Annotated in this window: 21 protein-coding genes and 1 riboswitch; of the genes, 3 read left to right on the forward strand and 18 right to left on the reverse strand. The window is 39.2% G+C overall.

Annotation, left to right across the window (positions count from 1 at the left end):
- Nucleotides 1-4 precede the first annotated feature (4 nt).
- From dusB to pth, 11 genes are all read right to left on the reverse strand, one after another.
- Nucleotides 5-997, reverse strand: coding sequence for a tRNA dihydrouridine synthase DusB (gene dusB / locus AC3B5S_RS03145; RefSeq protein ID WP_489769205.1), 993 nt, complete (start codon nt 995-997; stop codon nt 5-7).
- A 138-nt stretch (nt 998-1,135) separates the two neighbouring features.
- On the reverse strand, nt 1,136-2,008 hold the full coding sequence (gene hslO, locus AC3B5S_RS03150; protein ID WP_489774753.1) for an Hsp33 family molecular chaperone HslO: 873 nt from the start codon (nt 2,006-2,008) through the stop codon (nt 1,136-1,138).
- Nucleotides 2,009-2,116: 108 nt separating this feature from the next.
- On the reverse strand, nt 2,117-4,189 hold the full coding sequence (gene ftsH / locus AC3B5S_RS03155) for an ATP-dependent zinc metalloprotease FtsH (protein WP_489757129.1): 2,073 nt from the start codon (nt 4,187-4,189) through the stop codon (nt 2,117-2,119).
- Between the two features lie 189 nt (nt 4,190-4,378).
- The gene (gene hpt, locus AC3B5S_RS03160; RefSeq protein ID WP_489757704.1) at nt 4,379-4,921 is read right to left on the reverse strand and encodes a hypoxanthine phosphoribosyltransferase; all 543 of its coding nucleotides are present in this window, start codon (nt 4,919-4,921) and stop codon (nt 4,379-4,381) included.
- An 8-nt stretch (nt 4,922-4,929) separates the two neighbouring features.
- On the reverse strand, nt 4,930-6,252 hold the full coding sequence (tilS, locus tag AC3B5S_RS03165) for a tRNA lysidine(34) synthetase TilS (RefSeq protein WP_489769207.1): 1,323 nt from the start codon (nt 6,250-6,252) through the stop codon (nt 4,930-4,932).
- Between the two features lie 39 nt (nt 6,253-6,291).
- The gene (locus AC3B5S_RS03170) at nt 6,292-6,699 is read right to left on the reverse strand and encodes a S1 domain-containing RNA-binding protein (RefSeq protein ID WP_489757127.1); all 408 of its coding nucleotides are present in this window, start codon (nt 6,697-6,699) and stop codon (nt 6,292-6,294) included.
- Between the two features lie 16 nt (nt 6,700-6,715).
- Nucleotides 6,716-7,081, reverse strand: coding sequence for an FtsB family cell division protein (locus AC3B5S_RS03175; RefSeq protein WP_489774751.1), 366 nt, complete (start codon nt 7,079-7,081; stop codon nt 6,716-6,718).
- A gap of 96 nt (nt 7,082-7,177) precedes the next feature.
- Nucleotides 7,178-7,420, reverse strand: coding sequence for an RNA-binding S4 domain-containing protein (locus AC3B5S_RS03180; protein WP_489757125.1), 243 nt, complete (start codon nt 7,418-7,420; stop codon nt 7,178-7,180).
- Between the two features lie 16 nt (nt 7,421-7,436).
- A complete protein-coding gene (locus AC3B5S_RS03185) occupies nt 7,437-8,966 on the reverse strand; it encodes a putative polysaccharide biosynthesis protein (RefSeq protein ID WP_489790055.1) in 1,530 nt (509 codons plus the stop codon).
- A 4-nt stretch (nt 8,967-8,970) separates the two neighbouring features.
- Nucleotides 8,971-12,492 carry a transcription-repair coupling factor gene (gene mfd, locus AC3B5S_RS03190; RefSeq protein ID WP_489790056.1) on the reverse strand — a complete coding sequence of 1,174 codons (3,522 nt, stop codon included), beginning with the start codon at nt 12,490-12,492 and terminating at the stop codon, nt 8,971-8,973.
- A gap of 10 nt (nt 12,493-12,502) precedes the next feature.
- Nucleotides 12,503-13,060 carry an aminoacyl-tRNA hydrolase gene (gene pth, locus AC3B5S_RS03195; protein WP_489757122.1) on the reverse strand — a complete coding sequence of 186 codons (558 nt, stop codon included), beginning with the start codon at nt 13,058-13,060 and terminating at the stop codon, nt 12,503-12,505.
- 410 nt (nt 13,061-13,470) lie between these two features.
- Here pth and AC3B5S_RS03200 point away from each other — a divergent pair, with 410 nt between their 5' ends.
- The 3 genes from AC3B5S_RS03200 (at nt 13,471) to cbpA (ending at nt 15,420) form a co-directional block, all read left to right on the forward strand.
- Nucleotides 13,471-14,442, forward strand: coding sequence for an L-lactate dehydrogenase (locus tag AC3B5S_RS03200; protein ID WP_489757121.1), 972 nt, complete (start codon nt 13,471-13,473; stop codon nt 14,440-14,442).
- 154 nt (nt 14,443-14,596) lie between these two features.
- Nucleotides 14,597-14,740, forward strand: a complete 144-nt coding sequence (locus AC3B5S_RS03205) for a hypothetical protein (RefSeq protein ID WP_489757120.1) — start codon at nt 14,597-14,599, stop codon at nt 14,738-14,740.
- A 14-nt stretch (nt 14,741-14,754) separates the two neighbouring features.
- Nucleotides 14,755-15,420 (forward strand): cyclic di-AMP binding protein CbpA, encoded by a 666-nt coding sequence (gene cbpA / locus AC3B5S_RS03210; RefSeq protein ID WP_489757119.1) that lies wholly within the window; start codon nt 14,755-14,757, stop codon nt 15,418-15,420.
- 73 nt (nt 15,421-15,493) lie between these two features.
- On the opposite strand, the gene thiW is transcribed toward cbpA, so the two are convergent.
- The 7 genes from thiW to cshA all read right to left on the reverse strand — a co-directional run bounded on the left by thiW (nt 15,494) and on the right by cshA (nt 21,010).
- Nucleotides 15,494-16,003, reverse strand: coding sequence for an energy coupling factor transporter S component ThiW (thiW, locus tag AC3B5S_RS03215; protein ID WP_489757118.1), 510 nt, complete (start codon nt 16,001-16,003; stop codon nt 15,494-15,496).
- Between the two features lie 152 nt (nt 16,004-16,155).
- Nucleotides 16,156-16,244, reverse strand: a riboswitch (TPP riboswitch).
- 44 nt (nt 16,245-16,288) lie between these two features.
- A complete protein-coding gene (locus AC3B5S_RS03220; protein WP_489769211.1) occupies nt 16,289-17,002 on the reverse strand; it encodes a C39 family peptidase in 714 nt (237 codons plus the stop codon).
- Nucleotides 17,003-17,185: 183 nt separating this feature from the next.
- Nucleotides 17,186-17,530, reverse strand: a complete 345-nt coding sequence (locus tag AC3B5S_RS03225) for a type II toxin-antitoxin system PemK/MazF family toxin (protein ID WP_489757116.1) — start codon at nt 17,528-17,530, stop codon at nt 17,186-17,188.
- Complete coding sequence (locus AC3B5S_RS03230) at nt 17,514-17,777, reverse strand: ribbon-helix-helix domain-containing protein (RefSeq protein WP_489757115.1); 264 nt, start codon at nt 17,775-17,777, stop codon at nt 17,514-17,516. Before AC3B5S_RS03230 ends, AC3B5S_RS03225 begins: the two co-directional genes overlap by 17 nt.
- Before the next feature lie 230 nt (nt 17,778-18,007).
- Nucleotides 18,008-19,132, reverse strand: a complete 1,125-nt coding sequence (gene alr / locus AC3B5S_RS03235; protein ID WP_489790057.1) for an alanine racemase — start codon at nt 19,130-19,132, stop codon at nt 18,008-18,010.
- Nucleotides 19,092-19,493, reverse strand: coding sequence for a holo-ACP synthase (acpS, locus tag AC3B5S_RS03240; protein ID WP_489757113.1), 402 nt, complete (start codon nt 19,491-19,493; stop codon nt 19,092-19,094). Before acpS ends, alr begins: the two co-directional genes overlap by 41 nt.
- Before the next feature lie 11 nt (nt 19,494-19,504).
- On the reverse strand, nt 19,505-21,010 hold the full coding sequence (gene cshA, locus AC3B5S_RS03245; protein WP_489790058.1) for a degradosome RNA helicase CshA: 1,506 nt from the start codon (nt 21,008-21,010) through the stop codon (nt 19,505-19,507).
- Nucleotides 21,011-21,017: the final 7 nt, after the last annotated feature.

Raw genomic sequence — 21,017 nt, forward strand, 5'->3', positions numbered from 1 at the left:
ACCCCTATCTTTGTAATTGTCGTTGCATTGCTTGCTGGGCAAATTGATCCAGCAAGTCATCAACTTCCTGTTGCGTATTCACTTCATTAATGGCCGCTTTCGTGCGGGCTGAACGAGGAATTCCTTTTAAATAGTAAGCGGCCTGCTGCCGAAATTCTGGAACACCAATTCGCTCACCTTTTAATTCCACTAACCGCGCTAATTGTTCTTTCGCAATTTGAATTTTTTCAGCCGGTGTTGGTTCTGGCAATAATTCACCGGTGTCTAAATAAGTGACCATGGCTTTTAATGCCCAAGGATTACCAATCGCGCCCCGCGCTACCATCACTGCATCGGCTCCGACTTCATCAATCATTACTTTAGCATCTTGGGGCGTTTTCACATCACCGTTACCCATAAACGGAATGGTTAAATGTTGTGCCACTTCATGTAATAATTCCCAATCCGCATGCCCCGTATACATTTGCGCTTTAGTCCGACCGTGCATGGCAATGGCATCAGCGCCACCTTCTTGGGCCGCTAAGGCATTCTCTACAGCCAAAATATGATCGCTATCAAACCCTGTGCGCATTTTCACAGTCAAAGGCTTTGAGATTTCTTGTTTGACCGCTTTCACTAAATCATAAATACTATCCGGATCCAATAACCAATGTGAACCAGCCCCGGTTTTAGTAACCTTTTTCACGGGACAGCCCATATTAATATCGATAATGTCCGCCGCTGTATTTTCGGCCACATATTTAATCGCCGGAACTAACGTTTCCTTCGAACCACCAAAAACTTGAATGCTAATCGGATGTTCGTTAGGATTCACATACAACATTTCATGGGTCTTTTGATTATTGTATAAAATACCGCGATCACTAACCATTTCGCAAACTACCAATCCTGCCCCAAATTCTTTGGCCGTCATGCGAAATGAATAATTAGAAATTCCCGCCATTGGGGCGACCACAACTTGATTGGGGATCGTAACATCCCCTATTTTCCACTCCATACTCTCTTCTTCTTTCTTTTAAAATCAAACCTCAGCCTGTTAAAATTAGCGTCTAGCGTTAATCAATGAATTGGTTAGTTTTAATTTTTTCAGATAACTATCATTTACATGATAGCAAAGTCAATACCCTACTGGCAATTATTTCTGTGAAATCATTTGTTGAATTTCAGTCGGTGTAAAATGATACTTTTGTCCACAAAATTTGCAAACCACTTCTACTGGTTGATTTTCTTGTTCCATAGCCTGCAATTCAGTTAATGGCAAAGCTTGAATCGTTTTTGCAAAGCGTTGTTTGGAACAATCACAAGTAAAACTCACTGGTATTTTCTCTAAAATTTTATTTCCCGTGGCAAATAATAACGTTAAGATTTCTTCGGGACTTTTTTCTTGCAGTAATTCATGCAATGGTGGTAATTGCTGAATCTTGGTGGTTAACGCCGTTAACTCTTGTTCCGTAGCCTGCGGCATGGCTTGCACCATAAATCCGCCAGCACAACTCACATGATTATCACTTTCTACGTAAACAGACAGTCCCACTGCTGCGGGAATCTGTTCTGACTGTACTAAATAATACGCATAATCTTCGGCTAATTCACCCGAAATTAATGGAACCTTGCCCGTAAAAGGTTGAGCTAAATGCTGATCTTTGGTAACCGCTAAATAACCATCTTGTCCCACGGCTTTAGCCACATCAATTTTGCCCTTTTGATTCAGCGGCAAACTAATATGTGGATTTTGAACATAGCCTTTCACTTGGCCCTGTGCATTACCGTCCGCAACAATTAACCCGACTGGTCCGCCACCAGCAATTCGCGTAGTCAATAATTCATCATTTTTTAGCATGGAAGTACTTAATAATAATGTTCCGATTAAACTACGCCCTAAACTAGCCGTGGAAGCACTCCATGTATCATGATTGACTTGCGCCGTCGCCACTAAGTTAGTGGCCCGTACGACATAAATTCGAAAATGACTATTTTGATTTAAAGCTTTAATTAAATAATCTTGCATCGCAAGTTCTCCTTTAAAATTCAGTTGTATCATTTGAAACTCGTTATTAAATCTCCAAAAGCAAGTAAGCACAGACCACTACAGTCTGTGCTTACCAACTTGATTTTGTTATTCTTCAGTTTGATCATCATCACTATCAGCAGGATCTGCAGTGATAGTTTCTTCATGATGTTGTGCAACTTCATGCGCTTGTTTAGCTTCATCACGACGTTGCGCAGCTTGTTTAGCTTCTTCAAAAGTTGAAGCCTTTTCTGATGGAAATTCGTCTTGATTAGTTTCTGGCATATGACCAGTATTATATAAACTCAAAATTTGTTTTTCATCTAAAGTTTCATACTTTAATAGTGCTTGTGCAATCGCCTTATGTTGTTCACGATGGCTTTGGATAACTTCTACCGCTGTTTGATGACCTTCATCTAAAATCTTGCGAATTTCTTCATCAATGGCAGTTGCTGTTTCTTGAGAATAGTTAGGTTGACCGTAGGCCCCAACTGGAGCACCACCTTTTTCAAGTTGGACCATCCCCAAGCGCTCCGACATTCCGTATTCAGTGACCATGGACCGCGCAATTTGCGTTGCTTGTTCAAAATCATTGGAAGCACCAGATGATTGTACCCCAAAGATAATCTCTTCAGCAGTGCGACCACCCATTAAGCCAGCAACTTGCTCCATTAAATCTTTCTTAGTCAGCAAGTTCTGATCTTCTTTAGGCAACATAATCGCATAACCACCCGCACGACCACGCGGAATAATCGTAACTTTGCGGACAACGCGGGAATCACTCAAAACCACACCAATGATCGCATGTCCTGCTTCATGGTAAGCCACGGTTTCACGTTCTTTAGCAGAAATCACCCGATCCTTTTTAGCGGGACCCGCAATTACACGATCTTCAGCCTCATCAATATCGGCCGCATCAATTTTAGTTTTATTACGTTCAGCCGCTACTAAAGCTGCTTCGTTTAAGACATTTTCCAAGTCAGCTCCGACAAACCCAGGGGTTTGTTGGGCAATAACTTTCAAATCAACATCATCAGCCAAAGGTTTATTCTTGGCATGGACTTTCAAGATGGCTTCGCGCCCTTTGACATCCGGTTGACCAACTAAAATCTTTCGATCAAACCGACCTGGCCGCAATAAGGCAGGATCTAACACATCCGAACGGTTAGTAGCCGCCATCACGATTAAACCTTCTTTACCGGTAAAGCCGTCCATTTCTACCAATAATTGATTTAAAGTTTGTTCGCGTTCATCATTGCCACCACCGGTTTTACCGTTACCACGTTGGCGACCAATGGCATCAATTTCATCAATAAAGATAATGGCGGGAGCATTCTTTTTAGCGCTACTAAATAAATCACGCACTCTGGAAGCACCAACACCGACAAACATTTCCACAAAATCAGAACCAGAAATAGAATAGAATGGCACGGCTGCTTCACCAGCAACTGCACGAGCTAATAGTGTTTTACCAGTTCCGGGAGGTCCCTCTAATAAAACACCTGATGGTATCCGCGCACCTAAAGCTAGATATTTCCGCGGATCCTTTAAGAAATCAACTACTTCAACTAATTCTTGTTTTTCTTCTTCAGCACCAGCAACGTCAGAAAAACGAACCTTATTTTTCTTAGGATCAACTGGCTTGGTTTGTGACTTGCCAAAACTCATGATCTTGCCAGCACCGCCACCTTGACCAGCTTGGCCCATCATAGAATACAATAAGAATGCGAAGAATAAAAACGGAATTACCGTTAAGGCAATATTAAGCCACATTCCATTTTGTGATTCCTCACGCGTACTCATTTTTGTTTGCGACTTCTGTGCCGCGCGATTAATTTCTTGCAACGTTGAATTATTCGGCAAAACGGTAGCCGTAAAATTCTTTGCCTTAGTTACAGTCGCTGCTGAGTGTGAAAATAAATTAACATTTGACTGACTGCCTTTACTAGTTTCAGACTTTTTTAAAGTTCCTGAAACTTTATAAACACCATTAGACGGTTGAAGCGAAAAATGTTTAATTTTATTAGCTTTTAATTTGGACACAAATTCACTCGAAGAAAGGTTTTCAACTTGTGATGATCCTTGTCCTCCAACAAACCAACTAGTAGCCAAAATTAACAACACGAAAATAATGATATAAAATAGACTATTATTTCGTAGTCCATTTCGATTATTTTTCAATCTATTTTTCCTCCACAAGAATAAACTTGCTTTTCATGCTAACACAATCTCGCATGAGCCGCTAGCCTTGATTAAGATATAACTATGTGAAACAAATGCTTACCACTTAAGCCCTTAACAGCTTTCAGCTACTCAGCAATTAAAACCAGTATATCATATTGTTTTGATTCCACTTGAATTAGAATTAACTTAATTTTGCGTGTAAACTTCTGGCTTTAAAACACCGATATATGGCAAATTACGATAACGTTCTTGATAATCCATACCATAGCCTACAACAAATTCATCTGGACACTGTAACCCCACGTAGTCCACATGCACATTTTGTTGCCGGTTAGCTGGCTTATCAAGCAGGGTCACAATTTTAATGGACTTAGCATGACGAGACTTAAACAAATTCGTTAATTCTTTTAAGGTAATGCCTGTATCAATAATATCTTCGATAAAAACGACATCGCGACCCGTCACTGATACGTCTAAGTCTTTGAGAATTCGAACCTGACCAGACGTTGCGGTTTGACCGTTATAACTTGAAACATCCATAAATTCAATTTCGGCACTTTGAGGTAGTTGCCGCATTAAATCGGTTAAAAAGACAATTGCTCCTTTTAAAATACAAACAAACAGTGGGTCCTTATCTTTATAATCAGCTGCTAACTGTTGTCCTAACTTTTTGTTAGCTTGTGCGATTTCTTCCGCAGAAAAAAGCACTTTCTGCATGTCCTGATCCATTTCCATAATTAATCTCCAATCTTAATTTCAAATAAATATTGTGTAGGGGAAATTTGATAACGATAAATATCTTTAATCCAAACAATTTCTTCATCAAAAGTGACTACCCACAATTGATCTCGCAATAAGCGGGGCAACTTCAAGTTAATCAAACGATCTTTTAGCTTTTGATGCTGCCCGTTCATTAAACGCACACGATCTCCTGGCTGGCGTGTCCGAATCCGAATTCTTTGTGGCAAACGATTAAAATAAAAAGTATTGCGATTGATTTTTGAAGACTGTTTAATTGTAAACTTTTGTCCATCATTTGCAAGACAGGGCTGATTCAACTTGAGCGCAAGCGCGAACGTCTTTTTCGATTGTGACTTCTGAAGCAAACTTAATTTTTGATAAGCTTTCACCAGTAACCAATTTTGTCCAATATCCATCTGGGCGTTAGCCTGTGGTAATAAGCGTTTAACTTGTTGCAATTGGCGGTTAGTTAAATCTAAGTTTAACTGGTGATGGCATACATACTGAATAAATAAAACTGTTTGCTCTGCATTTAAAGAATTAATCGCCGTTAAATCCATATCTAATGCTCGCGCGCCAACACTAATACTAAGCGTTTGTAATTGTTCAAACATTGCTGTCGTTAATTGCACTGACTGTTGTAACTGGGTAGCAAAATTAGTTACGTGCTGGGAAAATTGCGGATTTAATGCTTGCAGTTGGGGAATGATTTGATTGCGCAATTGATTGCGCCACGTAATATCTTCAAAGTTAGTTGCATCAACTGCAAAGCTAATGTGCTGGCGTTGTAAGTAAGCCACTAATTCTTGCTTAGAAAAATTGAGCAACGGTCGTATTAATTGTCCAGAAGCAAAAGCCCGACACCGCTGCATTGCCGGCACTTCCCACAAACTACCACTTCGGATCAATTTCATTAAGATTGTTTCCACTTGATCATCTTGCTGATGCGCAACTAATAATTGTTCTAGATCAAATTGCTTCATTAATTGTGCAAAGTACTGATAACGAAATTGGCGGGCTTGATTTTCTAAATCCGTCATTACCGACTCATGCTGCCAGGTAATCGTATGAAAAGCAATCTGGTGCTGTTGACAAAACTGCTGCACTAAAGCCACTTCTGACACACTTTGCGCTCGCAACTGAAAATCAACAGTTGCCACATGAATCACAGGGCGCCAAGCTTGAGGTAATTGTAACACTAAGTTTAACAATGCTAGGGAATCACTACCGCCAGAAACAGCAATTAACACACGCGTTTTAGCAGTCCAATCTTGATAAGTACGCACTTCTTGAACAAATTTAGCTTCTGTCACATCCATAATTTATACTAAAAAAGTCCGGGCTAAACTTGCTCGCACTTAACCACGACGACCACCACGGCCGCCTCTTTTCCCTTCAGTGTTCTTTTTAATCGTTGCCAAACGATCCTGACTTTCTTTCATAAAACCAGCTAATAAGTCATCAAAATCCTCCGATTTATGTGTAGCAACATGACCATGATTATTATGTCCACCATGACGTTTATAACTAGGCTTGGGTTCAGCTTTTTTCATTGATAAAGCAATTTTACCATTATCAACGCTCACCACAATAGCGGTAACTTCATCACCAATACTCAACTTATCATGAATATCTTTGACATAATCATTAGAAATCTGGCTAATATGTACCAGACCACTCTGGCCATTACCAATATCAACAAAAGCTCCAAAATTTTTAATGCCAACCACTTTACCCGTTACTTTTGTTCCTACCGATACGGTCATTTTCTTTCCTTACTCCTTAAAAATTTAAATTTTTATTTGATTCATTAGGAATATTATAAATGATTTCCCCATTTTTAGAATAGTTGAATCGATAACGAATTAAATTGTCGAGATATTCTGGTCGATGTAATTGCTGAATTTCGTTTTGTAAATCGGCATTTTTATTTTTTGCCGCTGTCAACTTCTGTTGCTGTTGAAAGACACTTTGCTTAGTTACGGCTTGCGTTTTATTAGCTTGATAAATGCGTCCACCAAATAACAGACTAATCAAGGCTAGTACTCCCAGTAATACCGTTACCCGGCGCCGATGAACTGCTTGAACATGCCGTTTAAATTGACGTTCAGCTGACCGATCTTCATTATCAATGTTAATTGGACTCACGTTATTAGTCCTCGGCTGATTAGACAAAATAATCCCTCCGTTTAGCTATCCTATTTTGAGTATAACAACATTAATATTATATTGTCTATTATTTAATCAGTCTAATCTTTGATACATCTTCGCTGCATCTTCTTTTTTAACAATTTGCGGTGTTGCCACTACGCGTACTTGCACTTGACGATTACCATAGTGAATTGTAATTTGATCACCAATTTCTACATCACTAGCGGATTTAGCAACTCGCTCATTGACTTCTACTCGTCCTTTGTCAGCCAACTCTTTAGCTAATGGCCGTCGTTTCACTAATCGCGACAACTTCAAATATTTATCTAAGCGCATGTTTGACTCCTTTTTTTCACAGAAATTTTGCTCCCGGTAATAACTGCCATTCTGCTTTTGACCACAGATGGCTATAATAACTACCTCCTAAGACTAAGATCACTCCCAAACCAGCTTCGAACAGTGTTTCAATGGCAGCATGGAAACGATCTAGTGGCCAAATAAATTGCCAGCACCAACTAGTAGCTCCAACAATTAATCCCATTGTACCAACAATAACAATAACTTTTAAGCAGAAATTTTCTTTCCAGATAATTTTTTGTAAGAAAGCACCTGAATAATGATAAATCAGTGCGGCCATGACTAAACTAGCTAATAAAGTAGCCCAACTAGCCCCTTGAATTCCCAAAATGGGCATCAAGCCCAAATTAGCTAATAACTTGACCACAATACCAACGACTAACACCCGCCAATTTTTTTGTTGTTGATGAAAAGCATGCATAATCGTATTGATAATGGTGACATAAGAAATAAAGATGAGCGATAAAACATAAATTGCTAAACTCAGACTTTGCTGAGCATTGGTAAAAAGTAAGGTATTGATTTGTGGCATTAAAACGGCCAACCCCACTGCACAAGCACTCGCTAACACCAAGGAAACATGTAAAGTAGCCGCCACCAACTGTTGAGCCTTGGGTCCACGTTGTGCGCTAATTTGTGGTAGTAAAGTTGTCGCAAAAGAAACAGCAATCACAATGCCTAATTGGGCTAGTGGTTGCCCGCGATCATAAATGCCCTTTACTACTTGCGGATGTGCTACGTGGATCTGGCGTAATAACTTCAAGACCGTGACGGAATCAACTAATTGTAACAAAATTAAAATGCTACCAAATAAACTAAGGGCTAAGCCTTCGGTCAAAAAGCGGTGTCTTAGTTGCTGCCAAACAACTGGTTGCGAATTGTCTGTTACTTGCTGTAGGTGAATTTGTGTCCAAAAATACCCTAATACTAATAAACCAACTATGGCTCCTACAATGGCCCCTGCGTGTGCTAAACTTCCCATTAAATATAACGACCAATGAAATTGTTTAAAACCCAGCGCAACGAACACAATCACTAGCACGCGTGCAATTTGTTCACTCACCTGCGCTAAAGCCGTAGGCAACATCAAGAGCTTACCTTGAAAAATCCCACGAAATAAGGCCGCCAGTGGCGCTAACAGATAAAAGCCTGCTACCGTTTGAATTAAATAACTTAAATTTCGATCGCCCATCAACCGTGCCAAATCTGGCGCAACTAACCACAAAGTTACTGCTGAAATAATCGCTAGTAACACTAACCAATTACGCAAATGCTGATAATTACTTTGTTGGTGATCAGGATCCTCCACCATTATTTGCGAAATAAACATTGGCAAACCGGTTAACGTAATCGCTGTCCAAAGTCCGTAAATTGGATAAACCTGCTGGTAGACAAAAAAGCCGCGATCACCAACAATATTTTGTAATGGGATGCGGTATAAAGCACTCAAAATTTTAGTAATTAGTGCTGATAATGACAAAATCCACGTACTTTGCCACCAAAAATGTAATTGCTTTTTTTTCATTGTTTTAACTTGTCTTTTCTAATTTGGCCTGCGCCTGTTTAGCAAATGGCGTTAAAAGTTGCTTTAAACCAGCTAATAAATCATCGGTTGGTTTTAACTGTAATTTTATCACAAAATAATGGTGCTCATTAGCCACGCGGGCCTTAAAATCAACAGTTGCCAAATTAGCGAAAAGTTGTTTCCCTGTTAAATAACGATTAGCCGCTGGATCAAACGTTATTTCGACTTGTGTCTCTAGTTGCACAATCTTCTTAACCAATGCTTGATCGGCTAAAATCTTTATGGCACTAATCTGCAATAAATTAGTTACTTCTTGTGGAAAACGGCCAAAACGTTCCTGAAGTTCCTGCCCTAATTGGGTAATCTGCTCTAGGGACTTGGCTTCACGTAGCCGCTTATAAATTTCAATTTTTTGACTTTCATCACTGATATACTCATGTGGTAAATAAGCTTCGACATTTAACCGTAATTGAGCATCGGTTAACGGCGTTTGTGCTTGTTGATTGCGCTTTTTGGCAACTGCTTCATTGAGCATTTGCGTATACAAGTCATAGCCCACAGAGTCAATAAAACCATGCTGTTGCTGGCCTAATAAATTACCAGCACCTCGAATAGCTAAATCGCGCATTGCAATTTTGAAACCAGAACCTAACTCTGTAAAATTCTTAACAGCTTCCAAGCGCTTTTCGCCAACTTCTGTCAAAGTTTTATTAGGTTGATACATAAAATAAGCATACGCCACGCGACTGGAACGCCCAACCCGCCCACGTAATTGGTACAACTGAGATAAGCCATAATGATCTGCGTTCTCAACAATTAGCGTATTGGCATTGGCAATATCGACACCGGTTTCAATAATTGTGGTGGTCACCAACACATCATATTCACCATTTAAAAAACTAGTAATCACACTCTCTAACTGGTTTTCGGACATTTGACCATTAGCAATCCCGACTCGAACATCCGGAATCAAATCCTCCAAGATACTAACGGTTTGCTCCATATCTTCAACCCGATTGTGTAGATAAAATACTTGTCCACCACGCTGGATTTCGCGTTCAATCGCGTTTCGAATGACTTCATAATTTTGTTCCATAACAAATGTTTGAATCGGATAGCGGTTAGGAGGAGCCGTCTCAATCACCGACAAATCCCGAACCCCCATCATCGACATGTTCAAAGTTCGTGGAATTGGGGTGGCAGTCATGGATAAAACATCAATTTGTGATTTGAGTTGTTTTAAGCGTTCTTTATGCTTTACACCAAAACGTTGCTCTTCGTCAATAATCAATAGACCTAAATCTTTAAACTGGATATCCTTCGACAACAAGCGATGGGTGCCGACAACAATATCCACGCTGCCATCAATTAAGCCTTGCTTAGTTTGCCGCTGCTGTGCTGTGGTTTGAAACCGTGACATAATCGCAATCTGTACCGGAAAATCCGCAAAACGCTCCAACATCGTCTGGTAATGCTGCTGTGCCAAGATAGTTGTTGGTACCAAAAAGGCCACTTGCTTATTATCATTGACTGCTTTAAAAGCTGCGCGTAAAGCGACTTCTGTCTTACCAAACCCCACATCACCCACTAATAGCCGTTCCATGGGATGGGGTTTTTCCATATCCGCTTTCACTTCCGCAATACTGCGCAATTGATCTGGTGTTTCAATATAAGCAAATTGTTCGTCAAACTTTGTTTGCAAATCATCATCTGGGGAAAAAGCAAAACCCGGTTCTGATTCTCGCTGAGCATATAATTTCACCAAATCATCAGCAATATCTTCGATGTTTTTTTGAACTTTTTGCTTAGTCTTATGCCATTCACTACCACCTAACTTATTTAACTTCGGTGATTTGCCTTCAGCAGACACATATTTTTGGACCATGTTCAATTGAGTAACGGGAATAAACAACTTGCCATCATCACGATACTCAATGGTCATATAGTCCTGGTGCTTACCGTCCACTTCTAATGTCTGCGTACCCAAGAATTTACCAATACCATGATTAACATGGACTACGTAATCTCCCGGTTTCAAATCCGTATAACTTTTTAATCGTTGCGCATTACTAATCGTTGAACGGACACGTTTGCGTTGCGGCTGGCGATTGAATAACTCTTTATCAGTAATAATAACCACTTTTTCTTGGGGCAGATCAACGCCAGCATGAAAACCGCCAGCTACTAATTGAGTCTGACCTTTTTGTAAAGTGGTAAGCGTTGCGGTTTTGGCTGTGATCTCAAAATCGGCTAAAGTTCGTTGTAATTTTTGTAAATTACTTTGATTACTGATTAATAAAACAATCGTGTATCCTTGCTTTTGCCACCGGTTGATCTCCGTCTTTAATAACGGTAAATTACTAAAAAATTGTTGAACACTGCGGCTATTTACATGCAGCAATTGCTGTAAGCGAAAAGTATAACTACTTCTTTGAAATAATGATAGATAAATTTGCGGCTGCTGGATTTTAGTCGTCACTTGATTAAATGTTTGCCGCAATTGTTGTTGTGGCGATAACTTCCCTGTTTCCAATTGTCCGCTCATCCACGCCGTATTTTCTTCAACATTGGCGCGCTCTTGTTCTTGCAAACGGTTATAGTCATCGTAAACCAAAACCCCAGTGGGCGCTAAATAATCAGTTAGCGTCGTAGTCGTAGAATATAATAAATCCACATATTGATTTAAATTAGCTGGCAGTTGTGCACGTAACATTTGGTCAATATCAGCTTGAAAATTGGTTCGCAACGCCTTTTTAGTAGCGTCATCTTTAATTTTCTTTAAATCAGCTTGCAAACGCTTTTGTAAGCGTTGACCACTTTGTTTCAAGACTTCTGGCGTGACTAATTGATCTTGCGCTGGCGTAATAGTTATTTGTGATAACTGCGCTTGGCTGCGTTGACTTTGTGGGTCAAATTCATGAATCGTATCAAGCTCATCGCCAAACAATTCTAATCTAACTGGTTGGTTACTGGTTAACGGATAAAAGTCTAAGATATCGCCGCGCAAAGCAAACTCACCGGGATGGGCAACTAAACTATCCCGCCGATATCCCAAAGTCACTAGTTGTTGTAGCAGGTGTTCCACCGTAATTTCTTGGCCGACTTTTAAACTTACTTGCGCTTCAGCAAATTGTTCTGGTGTTGGTAACAAATATTCCAGACCACTAACCGAAGTCACCACAATTCCCGGACGTTTCGTCTGTAAAAAATTCAAAGCTAAAATCCGTTGCCGTAAAGCCTGCGGTGAGCTAGTTGCTACTTGCGTCGCAATTAAGGCTTCCACTGAAAAGTTATACAGTTGCTGTGCTGGTAGCAATTGGTGTAAATCATCACATAACAAATCTGCATGGTAATTATTATCAGTAACGAGCAACACTGGTTGTTGTGTTTGCTCAACTAAAGTGGCTAAAAATAATGCTTTAGCCGATCCACTAAGACCCGTCAATAATTGTTTTGATTGCGGTTGTAATTGCGCAATAAATTTTTTCAAATCATGATTTTGTTTTAAAAAATCAACTAGTTGCACTATCTTTCTCCTAATTAAAATCATTCATTGTTTGTTGAAAATTATCCGTAGTAATCCATTGTTCAATCGCTTCAGCTGCCCGCTGGATGCCAGCTTGCGCCTGGGGCGCATCAGCCTCAGAAAATGGATCTAACACCCAATTAATCACTTGTGAACGTTTAGGATGCCCAATTCCAATCTTAACCCGCTTGAATTCTTTGGTTCCGACCGCAGAGATAATACTTTTTATACCATTATGTCCACCAGCTGAGCCTTGTTGACGTAAACGGACCTTCCCAATTGGCATATCTAAATCATCTTGAATCACTAAAATTTCTTCCGGACGAATTTGATAATAATCCATGAGCATTCGTACCGCATTACCTGAAGTATTCATAAATGTTAAGGGCTTAACTAAATAAATTGCTTCGCCCTGTAATTTAAAACGCACATCTAGTGCGGAACATTCTTTTTTGTTTAATTCCACTTGATAATACTGGGCCAATTGATCAATTGTCATAAACCCCATATTATGTTTTGTCTGATCATATTGTACGCCCGGATTGCCTAATCCAAAAATTGCCTTCATAATTTTTCACCTAGTTTTCAAGTTTTAATTACATAATTTATTAACTAATATTGCTTAATTTTTCCAATTCAATCTTTCTCTAAAAAATTTAAGTCCCTGCGGCTTAAAATGCTAGTGTTTAGGTTATCACTAATAATTAATGTTCGTTGTGGTTGAAAACAAAGCCCAGCAATTAATATTAATAGCTCGTAATTTTTGATTTCAACATAATTTTAACAAGCATTGCTGCTTGATTATAACATTTATCTTGAAAAAATATCCGTCATAGTAATGGAACTCAAATAGCTTTCTCAGGCTATTTTAGTCTAATTTAATAGTGTCAAATTACACAAACCACTTTTTTTTCAGAAACTTGCGTGGTAAAATCAAGTCGTGCAGTTATTAACAAAGTAAAAAAAGGGGTAGAATTCATGACAAGTATTACAGATAAAAACCATACTAAAATTTTATTAGTTGGTGATGGTGCTGTTGGTTCAACATTTGCTTACGCAATGACTTTACAAGGTATTGCTAACGAAATTGGCATTACTGATATTGCTAAAGATAAGACCAAAGGTGACGCATTGGACCTTGCTGATGCCACACCTTTAAGTTATCCAACTAAACTTTATTCTGCTGAATATAGTGACGCCAAAGATGCTGATATCGTTGTCATTACTGCTGGTGCTCCACAAAAGCCCGGGGAGACGAGATTAGATTTAGTTAATAAGAATTTAAAGATTCTACAAACGATCATTAAACCAATCGTTGATTCTGGATTTAATGGAATCTTTTTAGTTGCTGCTAACCCAGTAGATATTTTAACTTATGGTACTTGGAAGATTTCTGGTTTCCCAAGAGAACGGGTTATCGGTACTGGTACTTCACTAGATACTGCTCGTTTACGGAAATTTGTTGGTCAAGAATTAAATGTTGACCCTCGTTCAGTTCACGGCTATATCTTGGGTGAACACGGTGATAGTGAATTTGCTGCCTGGTCTCATGTAACAGTTGGGGGCTTAACAATGGCTGAATTGCGTGCTACTCATCCAGAATTAACTGAAGAAAAATTAGCTGAACTCAATGATACCATCGTTAATGCTGCTTACGACATTATTAATACTAAAGGTGCTACCTTCTATGGTATTGGTACTGCTTTAGCACGAATCTGCCAAGCTTTGTTACGTGATGAAAATACTGTTTTACCATTATCCGTTGGGATGAACGGTCAATACGGTGTCCAAGATCTATACATCAGTTCACCAACTGTGATTAACCGCAATGGTGTCCAAAAGATTTTGGAAATTCCTTTAACTGATGCCGAAAAAGCTAAAATGGACAATTCTGCAGCGCAATTACGGAAAGTTGCTGAAGATAGCTTTAAAGAAGTTGGCATTAAATAATTTAATTAAACAAAAGACTGAATTAGAGATTGGAGCAATCAGAGTAACAATCACTTCAGTCTTTTTTTATGGCCAAATTAATCGTCATTAATTTGTCAAACCCGGAACTTGGCTTTACAATAAAAGATAATAGATAATGATTGGAGGTTCATCAATGAAGAAGTTCATGATTATTTTATTAGTCTTATGTGTATTATGCGTTTTAGGCGGCATTGCTTTAGAAAATTGGTGGTTAGGTATTGTACCTTTGTTTGTTGCCTTTTGGCCAGCAGCTTATTTTGCTTCCAGCGATGAGTAGTAAAGGAGACAATCATGCTGATTAAATCACTTGTTTTAAAAAAACAATTTTTAACTACGGTTCAAGAATCAGTTACTTTAGCTGAAGCTTTACAAATTTTAGAAGATACTGGTTTTCGGTGTGTCCCGATTTTAGATGAAACGGGAACAATCTTTCGGGGCAATATTTATAAAATGCACATTTACCGTCACAAATCACGTGGGGGTGATATGAACTTACCAGTTACCTATCTAATCAAGAATGCAACCAAAACCATTCCCGTGAACGCTCCCTTTTTTAAAGTCTTTTTTAATATTAAAGATTTACCTTACATTGCTGTTTTAGACGAGAACAACCATTTTTACGGAATTTTAACACATACTAAATTATTAAATATGTTATCTGAAGCCTGGAATATTAATACTGGTAGTTACGTCTTAACGGTAATTTCCTCGGGACAAAGCGGCGAATTAGCAGCTATGTCTTCAATTATTAGTCGCTATGCTAATATTGCTGGTTGCTTAACCTTGGATGCCCGCAAAACAGCTCTCGTACGGCGGAATTTATTTACGTTACAATCGGGACTGACACCAGCTACGCTAGCAAAAATTGTTCATGAACTAGAAGAAAACAACTTTCGCGTAGCCGAAATTGATGATTTGCAAAAGGGCACTATTTTAAACGAGCTCCCCCAAGCTTAAAGTCAATTGAAGAATTTTTTTAATACTAAAATGAGGCTCGGACAATTTTGGTCCGAGCCTCATTTTTTATTTTTTAACGAAATAACTTTTGGATCTTTTGAAAGGTAGATAATTTACCCAATTTAATTAATAATAAACAAGATACAATAGAACCCATAATGGCTGCGCCTAAAAAACGGGGCGTATAAACGAATAAATATAAGCCACTAGCTGATCCTGTGAACCAGGCCATTACTGGATAAGATAATAATGAACCAATAATGCCCGTACCAATTATTTCTCCCAGAGCAGCTGCCCACGAATGCGGCCAAACTTTGTAAAAGAATGCCGCTAAAAAAGCGCCAAAAACCGCTCCTGTTAAAGCTAATGGCGGAATACCTAAAAATAGCATCCGCATTAACCCACAAATCAAGGCCATCAACGTCGCAGCGAACGGATTCATTAATACCGCCGCAATGATATTGACAACACTCGACATGGGAGCCATGCCCTCGACTCTCAAAATTGGTGATAGGATAAAATCCAACGCAATCATTAATGCTATCACTGTTAATCTTTTGACCTGCAAACTTTGTTTCGTCATCACTGTTTCCTCCAACTATTGAATTAAAGTCGAAGGGGGTTCACAGCCTTAAAAACATCTTGAAACCAAAATAAGTTCAAGAACTAATCAGCTTCAGCCAGATCTCAAAACAATTCCCTTATCTCAAGATCAGTTATCAACAATTAGCTGCCAGCTTATTTTGTGTCTATTCCTGCGCTAGTATTATCTAGATCAGGTTCACGAGTATGTTCTCAGCTATTTAGCACCCCGTAGACTTTCTAAAATTCATTATAGTAGCTTTTGTTGATTTAGGAACACCCAAATTTATTTTTGACTTAAATATAAATATTGAGCTCGCATTCCCGTAAAGGAACGCAATAATTTTTTAATTGGAACTTTCCGATCTTTTTTCTTGAGTGGGTCATTTACATAAAAATAATGTTGATCAATACCAGTCACAACTACCGAATGAATCAAAGGACTGACGGTCATTGTTCCTGAAGGCGTCTTCCATTTGAGCAAATCATTTTTGGTCACTGGTTGAAAATCTAACGTAGCCAAAATCCAAACTGGTTTCTCATGGTGTATCAAACGTTTTAAATCGGCTGGCTGTAAATTTTCGCCACTGTGAACCTGATATTTGTTACCGACAATTTGCCGACACAACTTACTAATTGGTTCCACGTAAACGCCCATAGCTGCATAACCATCTTTGATATTACCAACAAAACCCTTACGCGGATCACCATGGTGCGTCGCATCTACCAAAAAAGGCTGACGGTCAATCTGAGCTGCCAAGTCATTTTTAGTTTCGTGAAAACCATAGTATCGCAATAACATTGACAATGAAGTCACTTCACAGCCATTTTTTAAAGGATTATCCTCTAGTTGATTTTCGTAAGGTACATCTAATAAAACCTCTTGATGGTAAGTGAACGGATTATGCAGACCATCGGCGGCGATAAACAAATAATAACCTAGACCACCGAGTAAGAAGATTGCTAAAAAGAATATGACGAACTTTGTAGTTTTTTTCATATAAATAATTATACTCAGATACTAGCTTTTTTGTACGATAATTATTAATTTTGCTAGTCAAAAAAAGTTAAAACAAAAAATGCCCACAAATTTTTAAAAATTTGCGAACATTTTTGTGAAGACTGCTTTCTCAAATGCTATTTAGTACTTCCACTTACAACATCTTTTATCGCAATCTTAATTTTATACATGAATACTAATTCTTAAAGCTTTATCAACTGCACTCATTTTTTCTGCTGACAGAGTCGTTACTTTTTCTTTTAAACGTTGCTTATCAATTGTGCGAATTTGTTCAGTTAAAATCACTGAATCTTTACTAAAACCATCTTCCTTAGTAATACCAACATGCGTCGGCATCTTCGGCTTTTCGATTCGCCCAGTAATGGCAACAATAACGGTTGTCGGGCTGTAACGATTACCGACATTATTTTGTACTACTAATACTGGTCGCATTCCACCTTGTTCGGAACCAACCACGGGTGATAAATCGGCGAAAAATACGTCGCCACGTTTAATTGGAATAGCCACTGACTTGCCTATCTACTTCCTGTTCACAAATTGAAAAAGCATTACTTATTTCTTCGTTAATATCTGCCATATTTAAATAACCATCAACTAATTGACCTACCATCCGATCCTCTTGCTGAAAGAAGTTAAACAATGCTTCATCAATAACATAATTAGTATCACAAGCATTTTCAGCGCTATACTTCTGCAATCGATCGACGACATCAGAATCTAATTGAACGGAAAAATTTTTCTGAAATGCGGCCATGGTTATTCTCCCCCCTAATCTTTTACCAATTAAATATCATTGTCAACTACCGGACTCAGTCGCTAGCAACTAATTATCCAAAAATCAGCTAATAACTATTATATCTTGTTTAAAAGTTATTCATAGCTAGAGTTCAGTGTTCCAGAAGTCTGTTTTTTTAAACTTAATGTTATTTTAACACAATTAATTTAAAAAACAGGACTGCTTCTGACGTTAATTCAGTTGAGTACTTAATTAATATACGTGCGGGGAATTCGCTCGGATAGAGAACATAAAATTTCATAGTTAATGGTTTGACCATAACTAGCTACATCATCAACACTAATAGTTTGCTGGTCTTGAGTACCGATCAGCGTCACGGTAGTTCCTAACGCGTAACGCTGAGGAACTTTAATCATTAACTGATCCATACAAATGCGCCCCACAATCGGACACTTATGCCCTGCTACTAAGACCGAACTACCACTCAAATTTCGATGCCAGCCGTCAGCATAACCCAGTGGCACCGTGGCAATCCATTCCGACTCAGCTTGCACGGTATACGTTGCTCCATAGCCGACTTTGTCACCGGCATGTAACTGGCGCAAAGCAACAATTTGACTAGTTAAGCTTAAAGCAGGTTTTAAAGGTAACGACACATCACTACGCAACTTCCCGGCCGGACTTAGTCCGTACAAACCAATCCCGAGCCGCACCAAATTACTGTTGTCCAAAGTTGGCGCCCAAATAGCAGTGGCCGTATTAGCCATATGCACATAGGTAAACTTAAGTGGCAATGCAGTTACCGTCTGTTCAAAAGAGGCCCATTGTTGTTGAAAATAAGCCGAATTCTGTTCATCGGCAGTCGCAAAATGCGTAAAAATTCCTTCCGGAATTAATAACGGTGATTGCTCCAAGATTTGACAAGCCGCTAATAAACTTGCCTTATCTGCTGGCATTCGAAAACCAATCCGCCCCATCCCAGTATCCAGAGCTAAATGCACCTTCACCGGGGTTTTAACCTGTTTACTAGCTTGCACTAACCATTCATAGCTATCGACGGTTAGCGAAATGTCATGTTGTGCCGCCAACGGTGCTTGTTCAACCGGAACAACATTTAAGACCAAGATCGATTCTGTAATATGAGCCTGCCGCAATTGTAAGGCTTCGTCAATAGTAGCAACACAAAAACCATCCACTTGGACTTCCTGTAAAGCTTTAGCCACTTCTACCGCACCATGATGATAAGCATCAGCCTTCACAACTGCAAAAACTTGCCGCTGAGGACCGGCCAATTGCCGAAAAGTCAAATAATTCTGTCTTAGTGCCTGCCGATCAATCGTGATCATTGTCGGACGGTGGATTGAAGGTTGCATCTGAACCACTTCCTTTTTCCAAGATAACTTCGGTCATTACATAAGTTTGAGTATGTGAAATCGAAATCCAAACAGTTCCAGTATATACCTTTTGTTTAACATAAGGTTGTCCATTATCACTATTTAAAATTGTTAAATCTTGAAAACTAACCGGCCCAATACCGGTGCCCAAAGCTTTACTAAAAGCCTCTTTAGCAGAAAAGCGGCCCGCCAAAAACTCTTTTTGACGCTGACCGCGATATTGATGAAATACATTTTGTTCTGCTACCGTTAAAACTTTGGTTAAAAAACGGGGCTGTTTTTGATAAGCCTGCCAAATGCGCTCAATTCCTGCTATGTCAATTCCTAAGCCTTGAATCAACTGAAACTCCTTTACCGACTACTATTAGTCCTAATTGTAAAGTTACGATGATGGTTGTTATTATTATTGTTGCGTTTTTGCCGGTCATCATGGGAATAATGCCGGCGATCATTATTATTGTGCCGCCGACGGTCGTTACCCCGATAACGAGAATGTGACCGGCGATCATTACCACCACGGTAATTACGGTTATGGCGACTCGGCAATGGCCGTTCTGGCGTAATCTTTACCGGAATGGCTTCGGGATCTTTCGTCAAATTCTTCAATAATAATTCAACTAATTGAACATCATCATATTGTTCCAATAACTGTTGTGCCACTGTTTGAAACTTATCCAATTTACCATGGCTAATTTGTTCAGCAATCTTTTTAGTTGCATCTTCTAGCTGTCCAGCTAATGCTTGTTGATCAGTGGGTGGTTTTAAAGGCAACATCCGCACCTTAGTTAATTGCTCAATTGCGCGTAAATAACTCATTTCATTTGGTGATACAAACGTGATGGAAATTCCAGAACGACCGGCACGACCCGTCCGACCAATTCGATGCACATAACTGTCTGGATCTTGGGGAATATCATAGTTAAATACGTGACTAACACCAGAAATATCTAAGCCTCGCGCAGCAACATCCGTTGCCACTAAATATTCTAATTTTCCCGCTTTAAATTGCTTCAGAACACTCATCCGTTTTTGTTGGGACAAATCACCATGAATACCTTCAGCATTATAGCCCCGTGCTTTTAACCCCCGAGTAATTTCATCAACCCGCCGTTTGGTCCGCCCAAAAATAACGGCTAGTTCTGGCTTTTGAACGTCAAATAACCGAGTCATGGTATTAAACTTTTCATATTCCTTAGAACGAATCATATATTGTTCAATTTTATCTGCGGTTAATTCCTTAGACTTAATTTGAACTATTTTGGGATCCTTCATAAACTTTTCAGCAATATTCATAATTGGCCGCGGCATGGTTGCTGAATAAAGTAAGGTTTGATGATCCGCTTGCACATTCTTCAAGATATTTTCAATATCTTCAACAAAGCCCATATCCAACATTTCGTCTGCTTCATCTAACACAACCGTTTGGACATGGTCTAATTTTAAAGTATGGCGCTTAATATGATCCAAAACCCGTCCAGGAGTGCCCACGACAATTTGGGGATGATTACGCAAAGCTTGAATTTGCCGCCGAATATCGGAACCACCATAAACTGCTTGCACTGCTACATGATGATAGCGACCTAAACGATGCAACTCTTCTTGCGTCTGCACAGCTAGTTCTCGAGTTGGTGAAATAACCAAAGCTTGAACATAAGGTGCATGTGTATCCACTGTTTGCAATAATGGCAAACCAAAAGAAGCGGTTTTACCAGTACCGGTTTGTGCTTGACCAATGACGTCCACCCCTGATAAAACTAGCGGAATGGTCTTTTCTTGAATGGGCGTTGTCTCTTCAAAGCCCGCTTCCTGTGTTGCTTTTAATAAGTCTTCATTTAAATTAAGTTCACTAAATTTCAAAAAATAT

This window comes from Bombilactobacillus sp. ESL1094 (genome assembly GCF_058107425.1).